At 62.6% G+C, this 20,621-nt stretch carries 18 protein-coding genes; 12 read left to right on the forward strand and 6 right to left on the reverse strand.

The features are described 5' to 3' along the window. The first annotated feature begins 67 nt into the window (after positions 1-67). The 12 genes from NKJ77_RS06345 to NKJ77_RS06400 all read left to right on the forward strand — a co-directional run bounded on the left by NKJ77_RS06345 (position 68) and on the right by NKJ77_RS06400 (position 11,719). Positions 68-967 carry a LysR family transcriptional regulator gene (locus tag NKJ77_RS06345; protein WP_023688790.1) on the forward strand — a complete coding sequence of 300 codons (900 nt, stop codon included), beginning with the start codon at positions 68-70 and terminating at the stop codon, positions 965-967. Between the two features lie 194 nt (positions 968-1,161). Beyond that, positions 1,162-1,641, forward strand: coding sequence for a formate dehydrogenase subunit gamma (locus NKJ77_RS06350; protein ID WP_023688791.1), 480 nt, complete (start codon positions 1,162-1,164; stop codon positions 1,639-1,641). Continuing rightward, entirely contained in the window at positions 1,638-3,194 is a 1,557-nt protein-coding gene (locus NKJ77_RS06355) for a formate dehydrogenase beta subunit (protein ID WP_023673426.1), read from the forward strand. Before NKJ77_RS06350 ends, NKJ77_RS06355 begins: the two co-directional genes overlap by 4 nt. 10 nt (positions 3,195-3,204) lie before the next feature. Next, complete coding sequence (fdhF, locus tag NKJ77_RS06360; RefSeq protein ID WP_023673425.1) at positions 3,205-6,117, forward strand: formate dehydrogenase subunit alpha; 2,913 nt, start codon at positions 3,205-3,207, stop codon at positions 6,115-6,117. 349 nt (positions 6,118-6,466) lie between these two features. After that, positions 6,467-7,297 carry a formate dehydrogenase accessory sulfurtransferase FdhD gene (gene fdhD / locus NKJ77_RS06365; protein WP_023692627.1) on the forward strand — a complete coding sequence of 277 codons (831 nt, stop codon included), beginning with the start codon at positions 6,467-6,469 and terminating at the stop codon, positions 7,295-7,297. Then, the gene (locus NKJ77_RS06370; RefSeq protein ID WP_023688796.1) at positions 7,287-7,601 is read left to right on the forward strand and encodes a formate dehydrogenase subunit delta; all 315 of its coding nucleotides are present in this window, start codon (positions 7,287-7,289) and stop codon (positions 7,599-7,601) included. The genes fdhD and NKJ77_RS06370 overlap by 11 nt, the downstream gene beginning before the upstream one ends. A 134-nt stretch (positions 7,602-7,735) precedes the next feature. Next, positions 7,736-9,289 (forward strand): alpha/beta fold hydrolase, encoded by a 1,554-nt coding sequence (locus NKJ77_RS06375; RefSeq protein WP_023831920.1) that lies wholly within the window; start codon positions 7,736-7,738, stop codon positions 9,287-9,289. A gap of 110 nt (positions 9,290-9,399) precedes the next feature. Beyond that, a complete protein-coding gene (locus NKJ77_RS06380) occupies positions 9,400-9,879 on the forward strand; it encodes a carboxymuconolactone decarboxylase family protein (protein WP_352534599.1) in 480 nt (159 codons plus the stop codon). A 76-nt stretch (positions 9,880-9,955) separates the two neighbouring features. Beyond that, entirely contained in the window at positions 9,956-10,318 is a 363-nt protein-coding gene (locus tag NKJ77_RS06385; protein ID WP_023831922.1) for a nuclear transport factor 2 family protein, read from the forward strand. Positions 10,319-10,372: 54 nt separating this feature from the next. After that, a complete protein-coding gene (locus tag NKJ77_RS06390; protein WP_023834344.1) occupies positions 10,373-10,687 on the forward strand; it encodes a hypothetical protein in 315 nt (104 codons plus the stop codon). Between the two features lie 163 nt (positions 10,688-10,850). After that, on the forward strand, positions 10,851-11,255 hold the full coding sequence (locus tag NKJ77_RS06395; protein WP_050589919.1) for an SAM-dependent methyltransferase: 405 nt from the start codon (positions 10,851-10,853) through the stop codon (positions 11,253-11,255). A gap of 104 nt (positions 11,256-11,359) precedes the next feature. Next, the gene (locus NKJ77_RS06400) at positions 11,360-11,719 is read left to right on the forward strand and encodes a hypothetical protein (protein WP_023831923.1); all 360 of its coding nucleotides are present in this window, start codon (positions 11,360-11,362) and stop codon (positions 11,717-11,719) included. A 12-nt stretch (positions 11,720-11,731) separates the two neighbouring features. Here the strand turns inward: NKJ77_RS06400 and NKJ77_RS06405 are convergent, their stop codons facing one another. The 6 genes from NKJ77_RS06405 to NKJ77_RS06430 form a co-directional block, all read right to left on the reverse strand. After that, complete coding sequence (locus NKJ77_RS06405; RefSeq protein ID WP_023831924.1) at positions 11,732-12,673, reverse strand: 2-hydroxyacid dehydrogenase; 942 nt, start codon at positions 12,671-12,673, stop codon at positions 11,732-11,734. 19 nt (positions 12,674-12,692) lie between these two features. After that, positions 12,693-14,324 carry an ABC transporter ATP-binding protein gene (locus tag NKJ77_RS06410; protein WP_023831925.1) on the reverse strand — a complete coding sequence of 544 codons (1,632 nt, stop codon included), beginning with the start codon at positions 14,322-14,324 and terminating at the stop codon, positions 12,693-12,695. Continuing rightward, positions 14,321-15,460 (reverse strand): ABC transporter permease, encoded by a 1,140-nt coding sequence (locus NKJ77_RS06415; RefSeq protein WP_023682037.1) that lies wholly within the window; start codon positions 15,458-15,460, stop codon positions 14,321-14,323. Before NKJ77_RS06415 ends, NKJ77_RS06410 begins: the two co-directional genes overlap by 4 nt. Further along, the gene (locus NKJ77_RS06420) at positions 15,460-16,557 is read right to left on the reverse strand and encodes a microcin C ABC transporter permease YejB (protein WP_023688770.1); all 1,098 of its coding nucleotides are present in this window, start codon (positions 16,555-16,557) and stop codon (positions 15,460-15,462) included. The genes NKJ77_RS06415 and NKJ77_RS06420 overlap by 1 nt, the downstream gene beginning before the upstream one ends. 174 nt (positions 16,558-16,731) lie before the next feature. After that, positions 16,732-18,600: an extracellular solute-binding protein gene (locus tag NKJ77_RS06425; RefSeq protein ID WP_023821514.1), complete on the reverse strand. Its 1,869-nt coding sequence runs from the start codon at positions 18,598-18,600 to the stop codon at positions 16,732-16,734. Beyond that, the gene (locus NKJ77_RS06430; protein WP_023745252.1) at positions 18,600-20,477 is read right to left on the reverse strand and encodes an extracellular solute-binding protein; all 1,878 of its coding nucleotides are present in this window, start codon (positions 20,475-20,477) and stop codon (positions 18,600-18,602) included. Before NKJ77_RS06430 ends, NKJ77_RS06425 begins: the two co-directional genes overlap by 1 nt. Positions 20,478-20,621: the final 144 nt, after the last annotated feature.

Below are 20,621 nucleotides of genomic sequence, written 5' to 3' on the forward strand. Positions count from 1 at the left end.
ATTGCGGGTAGAGCTTGCGGCGAAAGGCAATTTCCCCGACCTTGCGCGCAACGAACGGACGGATGGTATGATCGACAAGCTCGAATTCTTCATCGCGCTGGCCAAGGAGGAGCATTTCGGCCGGGCGGCGGAAGCGTGCGGCGTCACGCAGCCGACCTTGTCGGCCGGGATCAAGCAGCTGGAGGGCCAGCTCGGCGTCATGCTGGTCAATCGCGGTTCGCGCTTTCAGGGGCTGACGCCGGAAGGCAAGCAGGTGCTGGTGTGGGCGCGTCGCATCGTCGGCGATTCCAGGACCATGCGCGAAGAGATGCGGGCGGCGCGACATGGCCTGTCCGGGCGTATCCGTATTGCCGCCATCCCAACCGCCCTCGCCATGGTGGCGCGGCTTACGACGCCATTTCGCGAGAAGCATCCGGGCGTCACCTTCTCTATCCTGTCGCGCACCTCGATCGAGGTGTTGTCGCTGCTCGGCAATTTCGACGTCGATGCCGGCATCACCTATCTCGACAACGAGCCTCTCGGACGGGTGACCAGCGTGCCGCTCTATGACGAGCGCTACCAGCTGATCACGGCGGTCGGAAATCCCTATTCGGATCGCGACAAAGTGACATGGGCCGAAATCAGCCAGCTGCCGCTCTGCTTGTTGACGCCGGACATGCAGAACCGCCGCATCATCGACCAGCATCTGGCCGAGGCCGGCGTGCAGGTGCGGCCGACACTGGAATCCAACTCGATGATCGTGCTGTTCTCCCACATACGGACAGGCAAATGGTCGTCGATCATGCCGCTCAACCTGGCGGAAACATTCGGTTTTTCCGAGCCGATCCGGGCCATTCCGATCGTCGAACCGGATGCCAGCCACACGGTCGGGCTGGTCGCCGCGCCGCGCGAACCGCACACGCCGCTGGTGCAGGCGCTGCTGGACGAGGCGATGGCGCTGGCAGACGATTTCCGCGCCAATCGCTGAGCTAGTCATAACTGGTCAATCGGCGCGATAGAAATTTTCTATCGTGCAACGAAACCGCTTTATTGATTTCAGAGGTTTTCTCTGATTTCTTAAGCACTTAGCGATTAAGCGGCGTAGGCATGTCGTTGTTCCAAAACCGCTTCATGCCTTTGGACGATTATATGCATCGATCGCTACGATAGGGAGGGCGCTGCGTGACGATGCAGCCTGCAAGTACCGAGATACAGTCGCGCACGGCGGCGATCATCCAGGAGTTGAAGGGCCTCGAAGGCCCGCTGCTGCCGATCCTGCACGAGATCCAGGAAGAATTTGGCCACGTGCCGCAGGACGCCGTGCCCGTCATCGCCGATGGGCTGAACCTGTCGAGGGCCGAGGTGCACGGCGTTGTGACCTTCTATCATGATTTCCGTGCCCGGCCGGCCGGCCGGCACGTGCTCAAGCTCTGCCAGGCGGAAGCCTGCCAGTCGATGGGTTCGGATGCGATCGCCGCAAAGGTCAAGCAGTTGCTCGGCATCGATTTCCATGAGACCACCCGCGACGGATCGGTTACACTTGAGCCTGTCTATTGCCTCGGGCTGTGCGCCTGTTCACCGTCGGCGATGCTGGATGGTGAGGTGATCGGGCGGCTCGATGACGAGAAGATCGAAGAGATCGTCGGGGAGGTACGCTCATGATCCCGCGCATCTACATTCCAGGTGACTCCGGCGCGCTGGCGCTCGGCGCCGAAAAGGTCGCCAAGGCTGTTCGTGCGGAACTGGCTGAACGGGGCGTCGAGGCCAAGATCGTCCGCAACGGCTCGCGCGGCGCCTATTTCCTCGAACCGATGGTCGAGGTCGCGACCGAAAAGGGCCGCGTCGCTTACGGGCCGGTCAAGCCATCGGACGTCAAGAGCCTGTTCGACAGCGGCTTTCTCACCGGCGGGCATCACAAGCGCTGGCTGGGCGCGCCCGACAAAATCCCGTTCCTGGCCAAGCAGACGCGCCTGACCTTTGCGCGTTGCGGCATCAACGACCCGCTATCGCTCGATGCCTACAAGTCACTGGGCGGGCTCAAGGGCCTGCAGAACGCGGTGGCCATGGCGCCGCTCGACATCGTCAAACAGGTCACGGAATCGGGCTTGCGCGGCCGAGGCGGCGCCGGCTTCCCGACCGGCATCAAGTGGAAGACGGTGCTCGATACGACATCTGACCGCAAATACATCGTCTGCAATGCCGACGAGGGCGACAGCGCCACCTTTGCCGACCGCATGATCATGGAGGGCGACCCCTTCGTGCTCATCGAAGGCATGACGATTGCCGGCATCGCCACCGGCGCGACCAAGGGGTTCGTCTATATCCGCTCGGAATATCCGCATGCGGTGGCTGTCATGAACAAGGCTGTCGAGGTCGCCCGCAAGGCAGGCGTGCTCGGCGTCAGCGTGCTGGGTTCGCCCAACGCCTTCGACATGGAAATCCGCGTCGGCGCCGGCGCCTATGTCTGCGGCGAGGAAACTTCGCTGCTGAACAGCCTTGAAGGCAAGCGCGGCGTGGTGCGAGCCAAGCCACCGCTGCCGGCAATCCAGGGTCTGTTCGGCAAGCCGACGGTGATCAACAACGTCATCAGCCTAGCCTCCGTGCCCATCATCATGGACAAGGGTGCTGCCTTCTACAAGGATTTCGGCATGGGCCGCTCGCGCGGCACGATCCCGATACAGATCGCCGGCAACGTCAAATTCGGCGGCCTGTTCGAGGCGGCGTTCGGCATGACGCTGGGCGAAATCGTCGACGATATCGGCGGCGGTACGGCCACAGGTCGCCCGGTGAAGGCGGTGCAGGTCGGCGGCCCGCTCGGCGCCTATTTCCCGCGCGGCCTGTTCGACACGCCGTTCGACTACGAAGAGTTCGCGAAGCGCGACGGGCTGATCGGCCATGCCGGCATCACCGTGTTCGACGACACGGCCGACATGCTGAAGCAGGCGCGCTTTGCCATGGAGTTCTGCGCCATCGAAAGCTGCGGCAAGTGCACGCCCTGCCGCATCGGCTCGATACGCGGGGTGGAGACCATCGACCGGCTTGCCGCCGGCATCGAGCCGGAGAAGAACCTGGCACTGGTCACCGATCTCTGCAACACGATGAAGTTCGGATCGCTCTGCGCGCTGGGCGGCTTCACGCCCTATCCGGTGATGAGCTCGATCACCCATTTCCCCGAAGATTTCAAGCCCGCGCCGGCGCGCGTGGCTGCTGAATAGGAGCTGGCAGATGAATATCAAGGCCGACTTCCCGACACTCATCGAAGAACTCGATTACGGAACCCCGGAATCGAAGGCGCAAAAGCAGGTTACGCTGATCGTCGACGGCCGCAGCATCAGCGTGCCGGAGGGTACGTCGATCATGCGCGCGGCGATGGAAGGCGGGGTCGAGATCCCAAAACTCTGCGCCACGGACATGCTGGACTCGTTCGGCTCCTGCCGCGTCTGCCTGGTCGAGATCGACGGGCGCGGCGGCACGCCGGCATCCTGCACGACCCCCGTCGGCGAAGGCATGGTGGTGCGCACGCAATCCGAGCGGCTCGACGCCATCCGCCGAGGTGTCATGGAGCTTTACGTCTCCGACCACCCGACCGGCTGGAACGAGAAGGCCGGTACCGGGGCCAGCGAGTTCGACGTTGTGGCGAAGTCTGTCGGCCTGACCGAGAACCGCTTCGGCATCGAGGGCCGCAACCACGTCAAGCAGGAAAACGGCGTCGCGCCCGGCCATGGCTCGCTGGCGGTCGACTACATCGCCCGCGATGAGTCCAACCCCTATTTCACCTATGATCCGGCGCAATGTATCGTGTGCTCGCGCTGCGTGCGGGCCTGCGAGGAGGTGCAAGGCACCTTCGCGCTGACGATCGAGGGCCGCGGTTTCGAATCGCGCATGGTCGCCGGCATGCACGAGGATTTCATCGCCTCCGAATGCGTATCCTGCGGCGCCTGCGTGCAGGCCTGTCCGACCGATGCGCTGCGTGAAAAGACCGTGCTTGAGAAAGGCATGCCCGAGCGCTCCGCCGTCACCACCTGCGCCTATTGTGGCGTCGGCTGCTCGTTCAAGGCCGAAGTGAAGGACGACGAAGTCATTCGCATGATGCCCTACAAGGACGGCAAGGCGAACCACGGCCACTCCTGCGTGAAGGGCCGTTTCGCCTATGGATATGCCACCCACAAGGACCGCATCCTGTCGCCTATGATCCGGGAAAAGGTCAGCGATCCCTGGCGCGAGGTGAGCTGGGAAGAGGCCATCGCCCATACGGCCAAGGAATTCCGCCGTATCCAGTATCAATACGGCCGCACCTCGATCGGCGGTATCACGTCCTCGCGCTGCACGAATGAAGAGACCTATCTCGTCCAGAAGCTGGTGCGCCAAGGCTTCCGCAACAACAATGTCGACACCTGCGCCCGCGTCTGCCACTCGCCGACCGGCTACGGCCTCGGCCAGACCTATGGCACCTCGGCCGGCACGCAGGATTTCGATTCCGTCGATTTCACCGATGTCGCCGTCATCATCGGCGCCAATCCGGCTTCCGCGCACCCGGTGTTCGCCTCGCGGCTGAAAAAGCGGCTGCGCCAGGGCGCCAAGCTGATCGTGCTCGATCCGCGCCGCACCGAAATGGTCAAGTCGGCGCATATCGAGGCCGACTATCACCTGCCGCTGAAGCCCGGCACCAACGTGGCGGTGCTGACGGCGCTGGCGCATGTCATCGTTACCGAAGGGCTTTTCGACGAAGCCTTCATCCGCGATCGCTGCGACTGGGCGGAGTTCCAGGATTGGGCTTCTTTCGTCGCCTTGCCGGAAAACAGCCCCGAAATCGTGGGCAAGCTGTCCGGCGTCGATCCCGAACTGATCCGAGGTGCTGCACGACTCTATGCCAAGGGCGGCAATGGCGCGATTTATTACGGCCTCGGCGTGACCGAACACAGCCAGGGTTCGACCACGGTTATGGCTATCGCCAACCTTGCCATGGCGACCGGCAATATCGGCCGCCCGGGCGTCGGGGTGAATCCGCTGCGCGGCCAGAACAACGTGCAGGGTTCCTGCGACATGGGCTCGTTCCCGCATGAACTGCCGGGCTACCGCCACATCTCCGGCGAGGCGGTGCGCGACATCTATGAGACGTTGTGGGGGGTGAAGCTCGACGACGAACCGGGCCTGCGCATCCCCAACATGCTGGATGCCGCCGTCGACGGATCCTTCAAGGGCATCTACATCCAGGGCGAGGACATCCTGCAATCCGACCCTGATACCAAGCATGTCGCGGCCGGCCTGGCGGCGATGGAATGCGTCGTCGTGCACGACCTGTTCCTCAACGAGACAGCTAACTACGCGCATGTCTTCCTGCCGGGCTCGACCTTCCTGGAAAAGGACGGCACCTTCACCAATGCCGAGCGCCGCATCAACATGGTGCGCAAGGTGCTGGAGCCGAAGGCGCGCTATGCCGACTGGGAAGCGACACAGGAGCTTGCCCGCGCGATCGGGCTGGATTGGAACTACCAGCATCCCTCCGAAATCATGGACGAGATCGCCAAAACGACGCCAAGCTTCGCCGGCGTCTCTTTTGATCTGCTCGACCGTGTCGGATCGGTGCAATGGCCCTGCAACGAGAAGGCGCCGCTCGGCACGCCGATCATGCATATCGACGGCTTCGTGCGCGGCAAGGGCAAGTTCATCCGCACAGAATATGTGGCGACCGACGAGCGGACCGGGCCGCGTTTCCCGTTGCTGCTGACCACCGGTCGCATCCTCAGCCAGTACAATGTCGGTGCACAGACAAGGCGCACCGAAAACGTCATGTGGCACTCGGAGGACCGGCTGGAGATCCATCCGCACGATGCCGAGAACCGCGGCCTGCGCGATGGCGACTGGGTGCGGCTGACCAGCCGTTCGGGTGAGACGACGCTGCGTGCGCTGATCACCGACCGGGTGTCGCCAGGTGTGGTCTACACAACGTTCCACCATCCCGACACGCAGGCCAACGTCATCACCACCGACTTCTCGGACTGGGCGACCAACTGCCCGGAGTACAAGGTGACCGCGGTGCAGGTCGGCGCCTCCAACGGGCCTTCGGACTGGCAGCGCGATTATAACGAGCAGGCCGAGCAGAGCCGCCGCATCGCAAAGCTGGAAGCGGCGGAGTAGTCTTGCCACGGCGTTCGACAATAAGAGCTTCAATCTTGACGGTTGGTCGACCCCTACTCCGTCAGGAAGGACGCGAGCTTATGCCGCCTGGCGCCTTTCTTCTCCCTCCGGAGGGGGGAGAGGTGGCGCCGCGAAGCGGCGACGGAGTGGGGGACGCCGGCCCCGCAACACGCAGCCGTCGAAAGTCGCGCACAACCCAAAGAGCAGGCAAACCGGCCTATCTGGCGAGCAGTCGACCCCCACTCCGTCAAGCTTCGCTTGACACCTCTCCCCCGGTCGACGGGGGAGAGGAAAGGCGCGAGCCTCCACAGCTACTGCTAAGGACGAACAGGGCAGAGGGGCGCGCCTCGTGACCCGAAAACGCCAAGCCACCACCCAAATCTCTCGCCTTGCCCACCGCGCCAGCGGCACGACATCGGCCAACCGCATGGTGCCGGAGGAGACGCCGGTGGCGTTCTCCTTTGCCGGCACCACCCATGCGGTGATGATGGCGAGCCCGGCCGATTTCGAGGATTTCGCGCTCGGCTTCTCTCTGACCGAAGGCATCATAGCCTTGCCTGACGAAATCGATGCGATCGAGGTCGAGGACCATGGCGCCGGCATCGATATCCAGATCCGGCTGAAGGACCAGGCCAATACGCGCTTCGAGACGCGGCGCCGGCGCTTGGCCGGGCCGGTTGGCTGCGGGCTGTGCGGCATCGAATCCATCGAGGAAGCGATGCGCTCGGTCGACAAGGTTGGTGCGTCCAAGCTTACGCTTGAAGCCGACGACATCACCCGTTCGGTAAAGCTTTTGTCCAAGGTGCAGCCTCTGCATTCAGAAACCGGCGCCGTGCATGCAGCGGGCTTCTACATTCCCGGCAAAGGCATCGTCATGGCGCGCGAGGATGTCGGCCGGCACAATGCGCTGGACAAACTGGCCGGCGCGCTGGCCAAGGCCGGCATTGACGGTGCATCGGGCGCGGTGGTGGTGACATCACGCGTCTCAGTGGAGATGGTGCAGAAAACGGCGGCGATCGGCTCCGCCTTCATCATCGCCGTGTCGGCGCCGACAGCCCTTGCCATCCGCACCGCCGAAGAGGCCGGCATGACGCTGGTGGCGCTGGTGCGCGGCGACGATTTCGATGTTTTCACCCACCCGGAACGGGTGGTCTTGGGAGTTGCCCAGCATGTCGCATGACGAAGAACACATCACGAGCACCGGGGAAAAGCTGGTGCGCATGGCCAACCAGATCGCCGCCTTCTTCCATTCAAGGCCCCGCGAGGAAGGTGTGGCGGGCGTGGCCGAGCACATCAACAAGTTCTGGGAGCCCAGGATGCGCCGGCAGTTCTTCGAGATGCTGGACAGTGGCGGCGAAGGTTTTGACGAACTCGTCGTCGTGGCCTCGGCCAGGATCAAGCGGCCGAAGACCGAGGAGCAGGCCGATGTGAGCATCGGCTACGTCCAACCCACGGGTGCAGAGAGCGCCGCTCCCCAGAAATAGCCTCCCCCAGAAATGGCGGGCGAACACGGTTCGCCGCGGGCTATATTCCTGTCTTCTAAAGTTTGGCTGCCGCATCCGCCAGGCGTCTGCTATGGTCGGCGATCAGAAATCGTCTGGCCGGGCGGGATAGCAACGTGAGGCCGATCGAGACGCGATATGCCCTCAGCGGCGACGTGCGGATCGCCTATCAGGTGGTCGGCCAGGGATCGTTCGACCTGGTTTTCGTGCCCGGCTTCATCTCCAATCTCGACCTGCATTGGGAAGACGAGGGCTACGCCAGGCTCTTGAAACGGCTCTCGGCGTTCTCGCGGCTGATCCTGTTCGACAAGCGCGGCACCGGCCTGTCCGACCGCGTCGACCCACGCCACCTGCCCAGCCTCGAAACCCGCATGGACGATGTGCGCGCGGTGATGGATGCCACCGGCAGCGGCCGCGCGGCCTTGCTCGGCGCTTCGGAAGGCGCGCCGATGGCAATGTTGTTTGCCGCCACCTATCCGGAACGGACACGAGCGCTGGCGCTCTATGGCGGTTATGCGCATTTCCACAAATGGGTGATGTCGCCGGAGCGCCTCGAGGCCTTCATCGCGACGGCCGGCACGGAATGGGGCACGGGCGCCACACTGCCCAACTTCGCTCCCGGCCGGGTAGATGATGCGCATTTCACCCAGTGGTGGGCCCGCTTCGAGCGGCTGTCGGCCAGTCCGACGGCAGCGGCAGCCCTTGCCCGGATGAATGCCGGAATCGATGTGCGCGGCGTGCTGTCGGCGATCGGCGCACCGACACTGCTCATTCATCGCCGCAACGACGCGCGGGTCGACCCGGACGCCAGCCGCTTCCTGGCGAAAGAGATCGCCAATGCGCGATTGGTCGAGGTCCCCGGGCGCGACCACCCGATCTGGACCGGCGATGTCGACCGGGTGGCCGACCTGATCGAGGAATTCCTGACCGGCGAGCGTGCCGTGGCCGAAGTGGAGCGCGTGCTTGCCGCTCTTCTGGCGACACGCATCTACGACACGGCGAGGGTTGGCGACCGCATGTGGAGCGAACGCAGCGAGCGCTTCCAGGAGAGCTGGCGGCAGCTGGTCGGCCGTCATGGCGGACGCGTTGCCGGCATCCATGGCGAATTGATGATCTCGCGCTTCGACGGGCCGGCGCGGGCCATACGCTGCGCGGCGGCACTGCGCGATGCGGCGCAACATATGGGCATTGCAAGCGCCCAGGGCGCCCATGTCGGCGAGGTCGAAATGCGCGGGCCGCCGGTGGGGCTGATGGCACGGGTGACGATGCAGATCGCCGCCCATGCCGGGCGCGGCGATATTCTGGCGTCGCGGCTGGCGGCCGATCTGGCGGCGGGGTCCGGCCTGTATTTCATCGATGCCGGGCGTGTCACGGTGGATGAGCTGGACGAGCCGCTGGCGCTGGTCCAGGCGACGTCGGAACAGCACCTGGAGCCGGCCTGCCGCCCCAAGGCGAAACCCGCCGAGCCGGCTCAACTGACGGCGCGCGAAAGCGAGGTGGTGATCCTGATCGCCGACGGCAAGAGCAATGCCGCGATCGCCGCCGAGCTGAGGCTCAGCGAGCATACGGTCAAGCGTCATGTCGCCAACATATTGCTGAAGCTCGATTTGCCGTCACGGGCGGCGGCAGCGGCATTTTCCGCCAGGCAGGCTGGCCCGGACGGGCCATAGGGACCATGGCGCTTTCGGGCGAAGCGGCCAGGTGGGGTCGAGGCGTACCAATTCTCTCCATGCAGGCCAGGCGGATGTCGCCGGGAAAGGCACTGCGGATGGAGGATGCAATGCTGAAGTCAAACAGGTCGATCAAATCGCTGGTGATAGCGGCAAGCGTTGGCGCGCTGTTCATGATCGCTCCCGCCAGGGCCGAGGATGCCTCGGCGGCGGCCGCCTACAAGGACATCGAGGCGACGCTCGGCTCGGTGCCGGACATGCTCAAGACGCTGCCCGATGTCGCCGTTGCCGGCGCCTGGGCCGAGATCAAGGGCGTGCAGCTCAACCCCAAGACCGCGCTCGACGGCAAGACCAAGGAACTGCTGGGGCTGGCCGTCGCCTCGCAGATCCCCTGCCAGTATTGCATCTATTTCCATACCGAGGCCGCCAGGCTCAATGGCGCGACCGACGAGGAGATCAAGGAGGCGATCGCGATGGCGGCCATCGTGCGCCACTGGTCGACGATGCTCAACGGCAGCCAGGTCGATTTCGCGACCTTCAAACAGCAGACCGACGGTGTGTTCGCAGCCGTCAAAGCCAAGTCGCAGTGAAAGAAAATGCCGGGCGGTGCGCCGGGCATTGCTTGTGATCATTCAACCGCCCGATCAACGGGCCATGGAGGAGAAGATGCTGACCAAGACGCAGAGCGTGGACGGCGCGGCGATCAAGAAAGCGATCGAAGGACGGGACGGCAGGATGCTCGCTAGCTTCTATGCCGACGACGCACTGGTGCGGGTGATCGACCGCAACAATCCGCCGAGCAAGCCGCGCGAGATCCGCGGCCGGGCGGCGATCAGCACCTTCTGGGACGACATCTGCAGCCGGGCGATGACCCACAAGGTCGACACCACCATCGCCGATGGCGACAATCTCGCCTTCACCCAGGCCTGCGCCTATCCGGACGGAACGAAAGTGTTCTGCGCAGCGGTGCTGGAGCTGAAGAATGGGCGGATTGCACGACAGACGGTCGTGCAGGCTTGGGACGAGTAGTTGCACCGCGAAAAGATCAACCGCGGTTGGGCCGCAAAACTGGAGGAGACAAAAATGTTCAGCGCCAGATGGCAGATCGACGCCAAGTTCGGGCACAAGCAGACCGTGCTCGACCTTTTGAAGAAATGGGAACGCGAGATCGGCTCTCAGGTCGGCATTGCCGATCTCGAGTTCCAGATCATGACCGGTTCGATCGGAGCTCGGGAAGCGACGGTCGAATCGCATCATCAGGTCGAAAGCCTTGCCCAGCTGGAGGGCTTCTTCGCCAGGATCGGCATGATCGACGCCCACGCCAAATGGGGCAAGGAGATGGAGCCCTACGTCGTTTCAGGCACCAGCCTTTGGAACATCTACCGCATCGTGGAGTAGCCGTGGCAGGTGCAGCAGTTTTCGGCCATCAGTTGCGGCGGCCGAAACTCGTCCGCTGCCCGGAAAACCGCCCTTCCCTGGCCCTTGGTTGCGGCACCGGTCTGATGGGCGAGAAACTGCGGCGGTCGCCGAACGGCTGGAGGGCTACGATATCTCCGCCGCCATGCTGAAAAAGGCTCGCGCCAAAGGCGTCTACGATCTGCTCGCCAAGGCCGATCTGCAGGATTTCGCCTATGCCGGACCGAAAGCCGATCTGGTGGTGGCGGCCGACGTGTTCATCTATGTCGGCGCGCTCGATCGCGTGATGAAGACCGTCGCGGGCATTCTGGCCACCAATGGCCTGTTTGCCTTTTCCGTCGAAAAGCCAGCCAAGGGCCGGGCGGGCGGCGACGCCGGTTTCGCGCTGCAGCCGTCTCGTCGCTACGCCCATTCTCAAGCCTATGTCGAGCGGGTGCTTGCCGCAAACGGCCTGTCGGTGCTGTCGATGCAGCCGACCGTCATCCGCTGGGATCGCCGCCAGCCGGTCGACGGGCTTGCCGCGCTGGCGGTGCCCTCGTCCAAGGGTTGATGTCTCGTCTTGTTCGAAAACGTGAATAGGATTTTTGCGGCTGGCGCGGCATCAGGTAGGATACAAGCCGAGAAAAGCCCTCGGCAGGCATTGAGGAGGAACACATGCGCTGGAACATGATGGTCTTGGTGTCTTGCCTGGCAATGACCGGCTGCATGGGCAGTTCGATGTCGGAGCGGCAGGACCAGGACGTGCAATCGTCGCTGCAATATGACAACGTGCCTTGCGACCAGTTGCTGGCGCAGCGCAACGAACTGGCGCAGCAATACCATCTGTCGACGGACGCCAAGCCGAGCTTCTCCAATCCGGCGATGGGCTTCGGCCCGTTCACGCCGGATATGCGCTCCAAAAGCAAGCGCGACACCGACCTGGCAAGCGGCCAGATCGATGCCATGAACCGCTCGATCGTCCGCCGCGACTGCGGCACGCCCAACAAGCAGAAGAAGTTCAGTCTGCCGAGCTGAACCTGGACTTCCTCAGTACCCCGCCTTGCGGTCGACCACGTTATCAAGCTTTTCGCCGCGCTCGAAGCCAGCCATCTGCCGCAACATGCTCGGCGCCAGGTGGACAGGGTCGGAGGTCGCCGCCGCGTGCGGCGTCACGAACACTTTCGGGTGACTCCATAGCGGACTGGTCTTCGGCAGCGGCTCGACCTCGAACACGTCGAGGCTCGCCTCCTTCAGCGTGCCGTCGCCCAGCGCGCGCAAGATGTCGGCGTCCTTCTGCAGCCGGCCGCGCCCGGCATTGATCAGCACCGAGCCGCCGAGGCCGTTGCGCTTGCGCAATTCCTTCAGCACGCCGTAATTGATGATGCCGTGCGTATCCGGCGTCAGCGGCAGCAGCACCACCAGTATGTCGGTGGCGTTGAGGAAGGGGATCAGCCCGGCCTCTCCGGCATAGGTCGCAACGCCTTTCATGGCCTTGTCGCTGCGCGACCAGCCATTGACGGCAAAGCCGAGCGACAACAGCACCGATGCCGCCGCGCGGCCGAGATTGCCGAGCCCCATAATGCCGACCGAGATGTCACCGGCCGGCCGCTGCGGCGGTTCGTGCCAGGTCTTCTTCGGCTGCTGCGCACGATAGAGCATGCCCTGGCGGTGATGGTCGAGCACGCGCCAGACGACATATTCGGTCATGTACTGCGTCAGGTTGTCAGCGACCACTTTGACGATCGGCACATCGGGCAGGCCGGGATCGGCGAAGATATGGTCGACGCCGGCCCCGATCGAGAAGATTGCGCGTAGATTCGGCAGCGATTTCAAGAGGTTCGGCTTCTGCTTCCACACCACCGCATAGGTGATCGACGGGTCAGAGGCGCCGTCCGGCTCCAGCACCACTTCGCGCTCGGCCGACAGCAGCTCGCGCCAGCGCTGCGGATGAAAGCCGGTGACGGCAAGCAGGATTTTGCCTTTTTCCATTTGCGGATTGTATTCCCTGTTATTCGCTAACGATACCGACTGGCGCCGTCTCGATCTTGAACGCGGCCGAGATCAGCGCCTTCGTATAGTCGGTCTGCGGGCGCTCGAAAATCTGTTCGGAAGGGCCGGCTTCGACGATCTTGCCATTGCGCATGACGATGACGTCATTGGCAAGGGCGCGAATGACTTTCAGATCGTGGCTGATGAACAGATAAGCAAGGTCGTGCCTGGCCTGCAGATTGCGCAAGAGGTCGACCACTTGCGCCTGCACGCTCATGTCGAGCGCCGAGGTCGGTTCGTCCAGCATGACGAAGCGCGGATTGAGCACCATGGCGCGCGCAATGGCGACGCGCTGGCGCTGGCCGCCGGAGAATTCATGCGGATAGCGGTTCCTGGTCGCCGGATCGAGCCCGACCTCCTTCAGCACGGCGACGACCTTGTCGTCGCGTTGGTCGGGCGACAGCTTCGGCTCATGGATCTTCAAGCCTTCCTCGATGATCTCCGAGACCGACATGCGCGGGCTGAGCGAGCCGAACGGGTCCTGGAAAACGATCTGCAACTCGCGGCGCAGCGGCCGCATGGCGTTGAAGGAAAGTTGGTCGATGTCGCTGCCGTTGAACTGGATGGTGCCGGTCGATGAGATCATCCGCGCCAGCGCCAGGCCGAGCGTCGTCTTGCCGGAGCCGGATTCGCCGACGACGCCGAGGGTCTGGCCGGCGCGCACGGTGACGTCGATGCCGTCCACCGCCTTCACATTGTCGACGGTGGTGCGAAAGAAACCCTTTTTGATCGGGAACCAAACCTTGATGTCCTTGCCGGTCATAACCGGCTTGGCGGCGTCGTTGGCGGCCGGCGGCTTGCCTTTCGGCTCGGCGGCGAGCAGGTGCTTGGTATAAGCGTGCTGCGGGTTGGCGAAGATGTCCTTCGTCGGTCCGGTCTCGACGATCTTGCCCTTGGTCATCACGCAGACGCGGTCGGCGATCTTGCGGACGATGCCGAGATCATGGGTGATGAACAGCATCGACATGCCCTTACGGCTCTTCAACTCCGCCAGCAATTCGAGGATCTGCGCCTGCACGGTGACGTCGAGCGCCGTCGTCGGTTCGTCGGCGATCAGCAGTTCCGGTTCGTTGGCCAGCGCCATGGCGATCATGACGCGCTGCCGCTGGCCGCCGGACAATTGGTGCGGATAGGCGTCGAGCCGCTTTTCCGGTTCGCGAATGCCGACCTCGTTGAGCAGCGCCAGCGTGCGCGCCTTGGCCTGGCGGTCGCCCATGCCCTGATGCAGCGCCAGGATCTCGACGATCTGCTGCTCGATCGTGTGCAGCGGATTGAGCGAGGTCATCGGCTCCTGGAAGATCATGGTGATCTTGTTGCCGCGCACGCTGCGCAACTGCTTTTCGTTCATCGCCAAAAGGTCGGCGCCCTGGAACAGGATCTTGCCCGAGGGATGGCTGGCCGTCGGGTAGGGCAGAAGCTTCAGCACCGACAGCGCCGAGACCGATTTGCCGGAACCGGATTCGCCCACAAGCGCCACCGTCTCGCCCTTGGCGAGATCGAAGGAGATGTGGTCGACGGCGGTCGACTCGTTGCCGCCTTGGGTGAAGGCAACGCTGAGATCGCGGACCGAGAGCAGGAGTTCGCTGCTCATCGGAACGCCTTGCGCGGGTCGAAAGCATCGCGCGTTGCTTCACCGATGAACACCAACAGCGACAGCATCAGCGAGATGACGATGAAGCCCGATATACCGAGCCAGGGGGCATTGAGGTTACTCTGCGCCTGTTTTAGCAGTTCGCCGAGCGACGCGGTGCCGGGCGGCAGGCCGAAGCCGAGATAGTCAAGCGAGGTCAGTGTCGAGATCGAGGCGCTGACCAGAAAAGGCATGAAGGTCAGCGTCGCCACCATGGCATTGGGCAGAAGATGGCGCAGCATGATGGTGCGGTTGGACACACCAAGCGCGCGGGCCGCGTTGACATATTCGAAGTTGCGCGCGCGCAGGAATTCGGCGCGCACCACGCTGACAAGCGACGTCCAGGAGAAGAGCAGCATCAGCCCAAGCAGGATGAAGAAGCCCGGCGGCAGGATGGCGGCGACGATCAGCAGCAGATACAGCAGCGGTATCGCCGACCAGATTTCTATGAAGCGTTGAAAGAGAAGGTCGGTCCAGCCGCCGAAATACCCTTGCAGCGCGCCGGCGGCGACGCCGATAACCGACGAACCCGCGGTCAGGATCAACCCGAACAGCACGGAAATCCTGAACCCGTAGATGATGCGCGCCAGCACGTCGCGCGCCTGGTCGTCGGTACCCAGCCAGTTCCAGTTGCCGACAATGCAGTCAGGATCGGCAGCGCCTTGCGGATATTGGCTGCATCGCCTCTGCGCGTCGTATTCCCATGACGGTTTTGCGGGAGCGGCGTCGGGGATCGCATTGTTGACGGTGCGGTAGGAATAGCGGATTGGCGGCCAGATCATCCAGCCATTGGCGTTGATCTCGTCGCGGATGACCGGGTCGCGATAGTCGGTGACGGCGTAGAAGCCGCCGAATTTTTCCTCGGGGTAGGCGACCGCCACCGGGAAGAGGATCTCGCCTTTGTAGTAGGCGACGATCGGTCTGTCGTTGGCGATCAGTTCGGCAAACAGCGACAGCACGAACAGAGCGAGGAATATCCACAACGACCAGTAGCCGCGCCTGTTGGCCTTGAAGTTCTGCCAGCGCCGCTTGTTGAGCGGCGACAGCCAGGGGCGGGCGATCCTTGTCGGTGTGATCTCGGCTGCAGCCTGCGTCATCAGACGTCTCTCCGCTCGAAATCGATGCGCGGATCGACCCATGTGTAGATCAGGTCGGACAACAGCGTCACGAACAGGCCAAGCAGCGAAAATATATAGAGGTTGGCGAACACGACCGGATAGTCGCGCGCCAACACGGACCTGAAACCGAGCAGCCCGAGACCGTCGAGGGAAAAGATGTTCTCGATCAAAAGCGAGCCGGTGAAGAAGGCCGAGATGAAGGCCGCTGGAAAGCCGGCAATGACGATCAGCATTGCGTTGCGGAACACATGTCCGTAAAGCACCCGCCGCTCCGACAGGCCCTTGGCACGGGCCGTCACCACATACTGTTTGCGTATCTCTTCCAGGAAGGAGTTCTTGGTCAGCAGCGTCGTCGTCGCGAAGGCCGACAGCACCAGCGCCGTCAGCGGCAAGGTCATGTGCCAGAAATAATCGACGATCTTGTCAGGCCACGACAATTGGTCCCAATTGTCGGAGACGATGCCGCGCAGTGGGAACCAGTCCCAGAACGAGCCGCCGGCGAAAAGCACCATCAGCAATATGCCGAACAGGAAGGCCGGTATGGCATAGCCGACGATGATCACGCCGCTGGTCCAGATGTCGAAGGCGGAGCCGTCCTTGACCGCTTTGCGGATGCCAAGGGGAATCGAAATCAGATAGGAGAGCAGCGTGATCCACAGCCCGAGCGAGATTGAAACCGGCATCTTCTCCAGGATCAGGTTGAGTACCGAAATGTCACGGAAATAGCTGTCGCCGAAATCGAAGCGCGCGTAGTTCCACAGCATCATGCCGAAGCGTTCGAGAGGCGGTTTGTCGAAGCCGAACTGCTTTTCCAGCTTCTTGATGAATTCAGGATCGAGCCCTTGCGCGCCGCGGTACTTCGAACCGACATCGCCGGCCACATCGAAATTGCCGCCACCTCCTGCATCGCCGCCGCCACTGCCGAGCCGATCGTTGCCGCCCTGGTTGGTCAGGCTGGCAATGACCTGCTCGACCGGTCCACCCGGTGCGAATTGAGTGACGACGAAAGCAACCGCCATGATGCCGAACAGGGTCGGAATCATCAGCAGGATACGGCGCAGTATGTAGGCGCCCATCAGCTTTCACCCTCCCCCTTGTGGGGAGGGTCGATCCGCGAAGCGGAGCGGGGTGGGGGTAGTCTCGATCCGGCGTACGCCGTCACACCGCCACCCCGGTTCGCCATTCGTGCTGCGCACGAAGTGCTCACCGACCCTCCCCACGAGGGGGAGGGTAAAGTGCCGCGCAACAGCCTACCCTTTGCCAATTTTTGCCGCCTTGCCCTTGTCGACCCACCACAGCGCTTCGACCGGGAAGTCGAAATCGGGTTTCCGCTCGGGAAAACCGAACATGTCCCAATAGGCGCTTCGATGATTCGCCAGGAACCAACTTGGAATCCAATCCCTCCGTGCACGCAAGACCCGGTCGAGCGCGCGCATGGCAATTGTCAGGCTTTCGCGACCCTCGGCGGCACCTGCGGCGTCAACCAGGGCGTCGATGGCCGGGCTCGACGTTCCCGGCAGATTGCGAGAGCCCGATACGGTAGCTGCTCGCGAATGGAAAATGGTTTCGAGGTCATCACGGGTTGGCGTCGCCGGAAACGAGGCCGCGACCGAGACGAGGTCGTAGTCGAACGAATTCTGCCGCAGCTGATATTGCGCGGCATCCACCAGCCGGATCGAGGCATCGATGCCGACCGCCTTCATGTTTTCGACCCAGGGCGAGTAGACCTGTTCGAAGACTTCGTCGTCGACAAGAAACTCTGCGGACAACCGACCACCCTTGTCGTTCACGACGAAATTGCCGGACCGTTTCCAGCCGGCCTCGGCCAGAAGCTTGGCCGCCTTGCCAAGCAACTGCCGGTCGCGGCCGGAGCCGTTCGACGCGTCCTGGATCACGGCTTCGCCAAAAGCCTCGGCGGGAATCTGCTCACGCAGCGGCTCAAGAAGAGCCAATTCTTGTGGCGACGGTCTGCCCTCGGCGCGAAATTCGGATTTCTCGAAGCAGGATTGCGAGCGCTCATAGGAACCGTAGAAGAAATTGCGCCGCGTCCATTCGAAGTCGAAGCACAGCCCGATCGCCTGCCGCACGCGCGAGTCGCGAAACTGCTCGCGCCGCTGGTTGACGGCGGTGCCCTGCATCGAAGGCACCGTTTCGGCCGGGAATTCGTGCTTCACCACCTTGCCGGCAGTGAAGGCTGGGAAGTCGTAGCCGGTCGCCCAGACGCGCGAGGTGAATTCCTCCCTGTAGAGGATTTCTCCCTTCTTGAACGCTTCGAAGGCAACGCTACGGTCCTGATAGAACTCAACGCGAATCCGCTGAAAATTGTTCTGGCCGCGATTGACCGGCAGGTCGTTGCCCCAATAATCAGCCACACGCTCATATTCGATCCAGGCCCCTGCCGACCAGCGACCGACCTTGTAGGCGGCTGACCCCAACGGCGGGTTCATCTGCGAGGAATCGAACGGGTTGGCCGTGTAGAACGCCTTCGACAGGACCGGGAACTCGACGACGTTGAGGATGGTGCGGCTTGTCTGCTTGCCGGAAAACCTAAGCTGCAGCGTGTGGGCATCCACGGCAATCGCGTCATTCAGATGCGTTAGCGGCAGGGAATAGTACGGGTGCCCCTTGTCCTTGAGCAGCTTGAAGGTGAAGGCGGCATCCTCTGCCGTCAATGGCGTGCTGTCATGGAAGCGGGCCTGCGGGCGCAGCGAGAAGGTGAAGTCGTTGCGGTCGTCGGAAATCGTCACGCCGTCAGCGATCAGCCCGTAAACGGCGTCAGGTTCGTCGTACGCTCTCACCATCAGTGAATCGAAGCACATCTCCGTGCGCTGGGGCGAATCGCCTTTGGGAACGAACGAATTCAGCGTGTTGAAGGTCAGCGGCGTCTGGTTGGCAAGCCAGTTGCGCGGCAGGAAGTTGAAGACGCCACCTTGCGGCGCATCGACATTGACATAGTCGAAATGAGTGAAGTCCGGCTTGTATTTGAGGTCGCCGAAAGCCGACAGTCCATGCAGTTTCACGCCGGTTGGGCTGGCGGCGAAAGCCTTGCCCGGCAGCAGCGCAGCAACGGCCGCGGCGCCACTGAGGGCCAGGAAATCGCGGCGAGGGAGCCCCGCCATCAATTGCTGCCCTTGTACTTGGCGGCCAGGGCCTTTTCCTTGTCCGCATCGATCCACCAGGAATCGATATCGGCGCCACGGTAGCCGGGCTGCTTTTCCGGGATGCCGAACTTGTTCCAGTAAGCCAGCCACACAACGGCGCGATAGTATTGCGGCACCACATAGTAATTCCACAGCAGCACGCGATCGAGCGCATGGGTGGTGGCGACGAGGTCATCGCGATCCGTGGCAAAAATGATGCGGTCGACAAGGGCGTCAACGACCGGGTTCTTGATGCCGGAATAATTGCGCGATGCCGGTGTGTCGGCGGCCTTGGAGCTCCAGAAATCGCGCTGCTCGTTGCCGGGCGATTCCGACTGTTGGAGCTGTCCTGTGATGACGTCGTAATCGAAATTTCTGACGCGGTTGGTGTACTGGCTCGGGTCGACGATGCGCAGTGTCGCATCGACGCCGATCTTGCGCAGATTGGCGATCCAGGGGCTGGAAATGACCTGGTCGGTTTCATTCGAGCCTAGGATTTCAAACTTGAATGGCTCGCCGGTCTTGGCGTTGACCATCTTGCCGCCCTTGATCACCCAGCCGGCCTGGGCGAACAGGTCGACCGCCTGCTTCAGATATTTGCGCTCCGCCTGCGGCGAATCGTAGACCGGCAACTTGAATTCCTGGGTGAATACTTCCGGCGGCAGCTTGTCGCGGTACTTCTCCAGGATCTCCAATTCCTTGCCTTGCGGCAAGCCGCTGGAGGCTAGGTCCGTGCCCTGGAAATAGCTGTGGGTGCGAGTGTTGAAACCGAAGAACAGCGTGCGGTTCATCGATTCGAAATCGAACGGGTAGGTGAGCGCGGCCCTGACCAGACGATCGGCAAACAACCTATGTCTCTGGTTGAGCATGAAAGCCTGCATCGGCTCGGGCGAGGTGGTCTTGAACTCCTGCTTGATCACATCGCCGGCCTTGATCGCCGCGAAATCATAAAATGTCGCCCAGCGCTTCGAGCTGTTTTCCGGCTTGATATCGTCGAGGCCACCTTTCTTGAACGCCTCCCAGGAGGCGTTGTCGTCAAGAATGTAGGTAAAGTGCTGCGTGTCGAAATTCTCCCGACCGATTTTCACAGCCAGCTTGGCGCCCCAATAGTCGGGGACGCGCTGCCAGACGATTTCCGACCCCGCCTTGAAGCTGGCGATCTTGTATGCAGCCGAGCCCAGCGGCGGCTCCAGCGTCCCCTTGGTGATGTCGCGCTTCTTGCCATTGGCGTCGGTGCCTTCCCACCAATGCTTGGGCAGCACGACAAGGTCGCCGAGGATCTTGGGCAGTTCGCGATTGCCCTTCTGGTCGAAGTGGAACTCGACCTCACGGTCCGAGACAGCGACGGCGTCGGTGACGTTTTCGAAATAGCGGCTGTACATCGGGCTGTTGGCCTTCAGCACCTGGAACGACCAGATCACGTCGTCAGTGGTGATCGGCTGTCCGTCATGCCATTTCGCCCGTGGGTCGAGCCGGTAGGTGGCCGAGGAATAGTCGGTAGGGTACTTGTAGGCATCGGCGATGAGCGGGTGGCTGACGCTGCCTTCGTCAGTCGCTTGATCCATGAGCGTGTCGTAGAGCAGGCCGCCGCCAAATGGCTGCAGGCCGGCCGCCGGCGAGCCCTGCACGATGTAGGGATTGAAGCTGTCGAACGTGCCGGAAACGACCGAATTGTAGGTGCCACCCTTCGGTGCATCCGGATTCACATAATCGTAGCGCTGGAAGTTCTCGCCATATTTGGAGGGGCCGATCAGCGAAGAGGTGGTGTGCCATTCCTGGGGGAAGGCTGCCTGCAGGCCGCCTGCGAGGGCGCCCACAACCAGAAAGGACCTCAGAAGCGTTCGGCCAACCGTCATGCGTTCTCCTCTTCGCGATGCCCGGCAATCCTAAATGATTTGACGCCGGTGAAAACCGCCATGCGGCGGCTTTGTCGCCGCATATGCGATTTTCCTAACAAAAAGCCGGGCTGAACCCGGCTTTTTTGAGATCATGGAGATGAC

It is taken from the genome of Mesorhizobium sp. M0052 (assembly GCF_040323255.1).
Classification (GTDB): domain Bacteria; phylum Pseudomonadota; class Alphaproteobacteria; order Rhizobiales; family Rhizobiaceae; genus Mesorhizobium.

Bases quoted from the DNA above. Each gene is read 5' to 3' on its own strand.
- NKJ77_RS06390 (WP_023834344.1), top strand. From the start codon at position 10,373: ATGTTCAGCGCCAGATGGCAGATCGACGCCAAGTTCGGGCACAAGCAG.
- NKJ77_RS06420 (WP_023688770.1), bottom strand. From the start codon at position 16,557: ATGGGCGCCTACATACTGCGCCGTATCCTGCTGATGATTCCGACCCTG.
- NKJ77_RS06370 (WP_023688796.1), top strand. From the start codon at position 7,287: ATGTCGCATGACGAAGAACACATCACGAGCACCGGGGAAAAGCTGGTG.
- NKJ77_RS06380 (WP_352534599.1), top strand. From the start codon at position 9,400: ATGCTGAAGTCAAACAGGTCGATCAAATCGCTGGTGATAGCGGCAAGC.
- fdhF (WP_023673425.1), top strand. From the start codon at position 3,205: ATGAATATCAAGGCCGACTTCCCGACACTCATCGAAGAACTCGATTAC.
- NKJ77_RS06405 (WP_023831924.1), bottom strand. From the start codon at position 12,673: ATGGAAAAAGGCAAAATCCTGCTTGCCGTCACCGGCTTTCATCCGCAG.
- NKJ77_RS06425 (WP_023821514.1), bottom strand. From the start codon at position 18,600: ATGGCGGGGCTCCCTCGCCGCGATTTCCTGGCCCTCAGTGGCGCCGCG.
- NKJ77_RS06395 (WP_050589919.1), top strand. From the start codon at position 10,851: ATGCTGAAAAAGGCTCGCGCCAAAGGCGTCTACGATCTGCTCGCCAAG.
- NKJ77_RS06410 (WP_023831925.1), bottom strand. From the start codon at position 14,324: ATGAGCAGCGAACTCCTGCTCTCGGTCCGCGATCTCAGCGTTGCCTTC.
- NKJ77_RS06400 (WP_023831923.1), top strand. From the start codon at position 11,360: ATGCGCTGGAACATGATGGTCTTGGTGTCTTGCCTGGCAATGACCGGC.
- NKJ77_RS06385 (WP_023831922.1), top strand. From the start codon at position 9,956: ATGCTGACCAAGACGCAGAGCGTGGACGGCGCGGCGATCAAGAAAGCG.
- NKJ77_RS06430 (WP_023745252.1), bottom strand. From the start codon at position 20,477: ATGACGGTTGGCCGAACGCTTCTGAGGTCCTTTCTGGTTGTGGGCGCC.
- NKJ77_RS06355 (WP_023673426.1), top strand. From the start codon at position 1,638: ATGATCCCGCGCATCTACATTCCAGGTGACTCCGGCGCGCTGGCGCTC.
- NKJ77_RS06345 (WP_023688790.1), top strand. From the start codon at position 68: ATGATCGACAAGCTCGAATTCTTCATCGCGCTGGCCAAGGAGGAGCAT.
- NKJ77_RS06415 (WP_023682037.1), bottom strand. From the start codon at position 15,460: ATGACGCAGGCTGCAGCCGAGATCACACCGACAAGGATCGCCCGCCCC.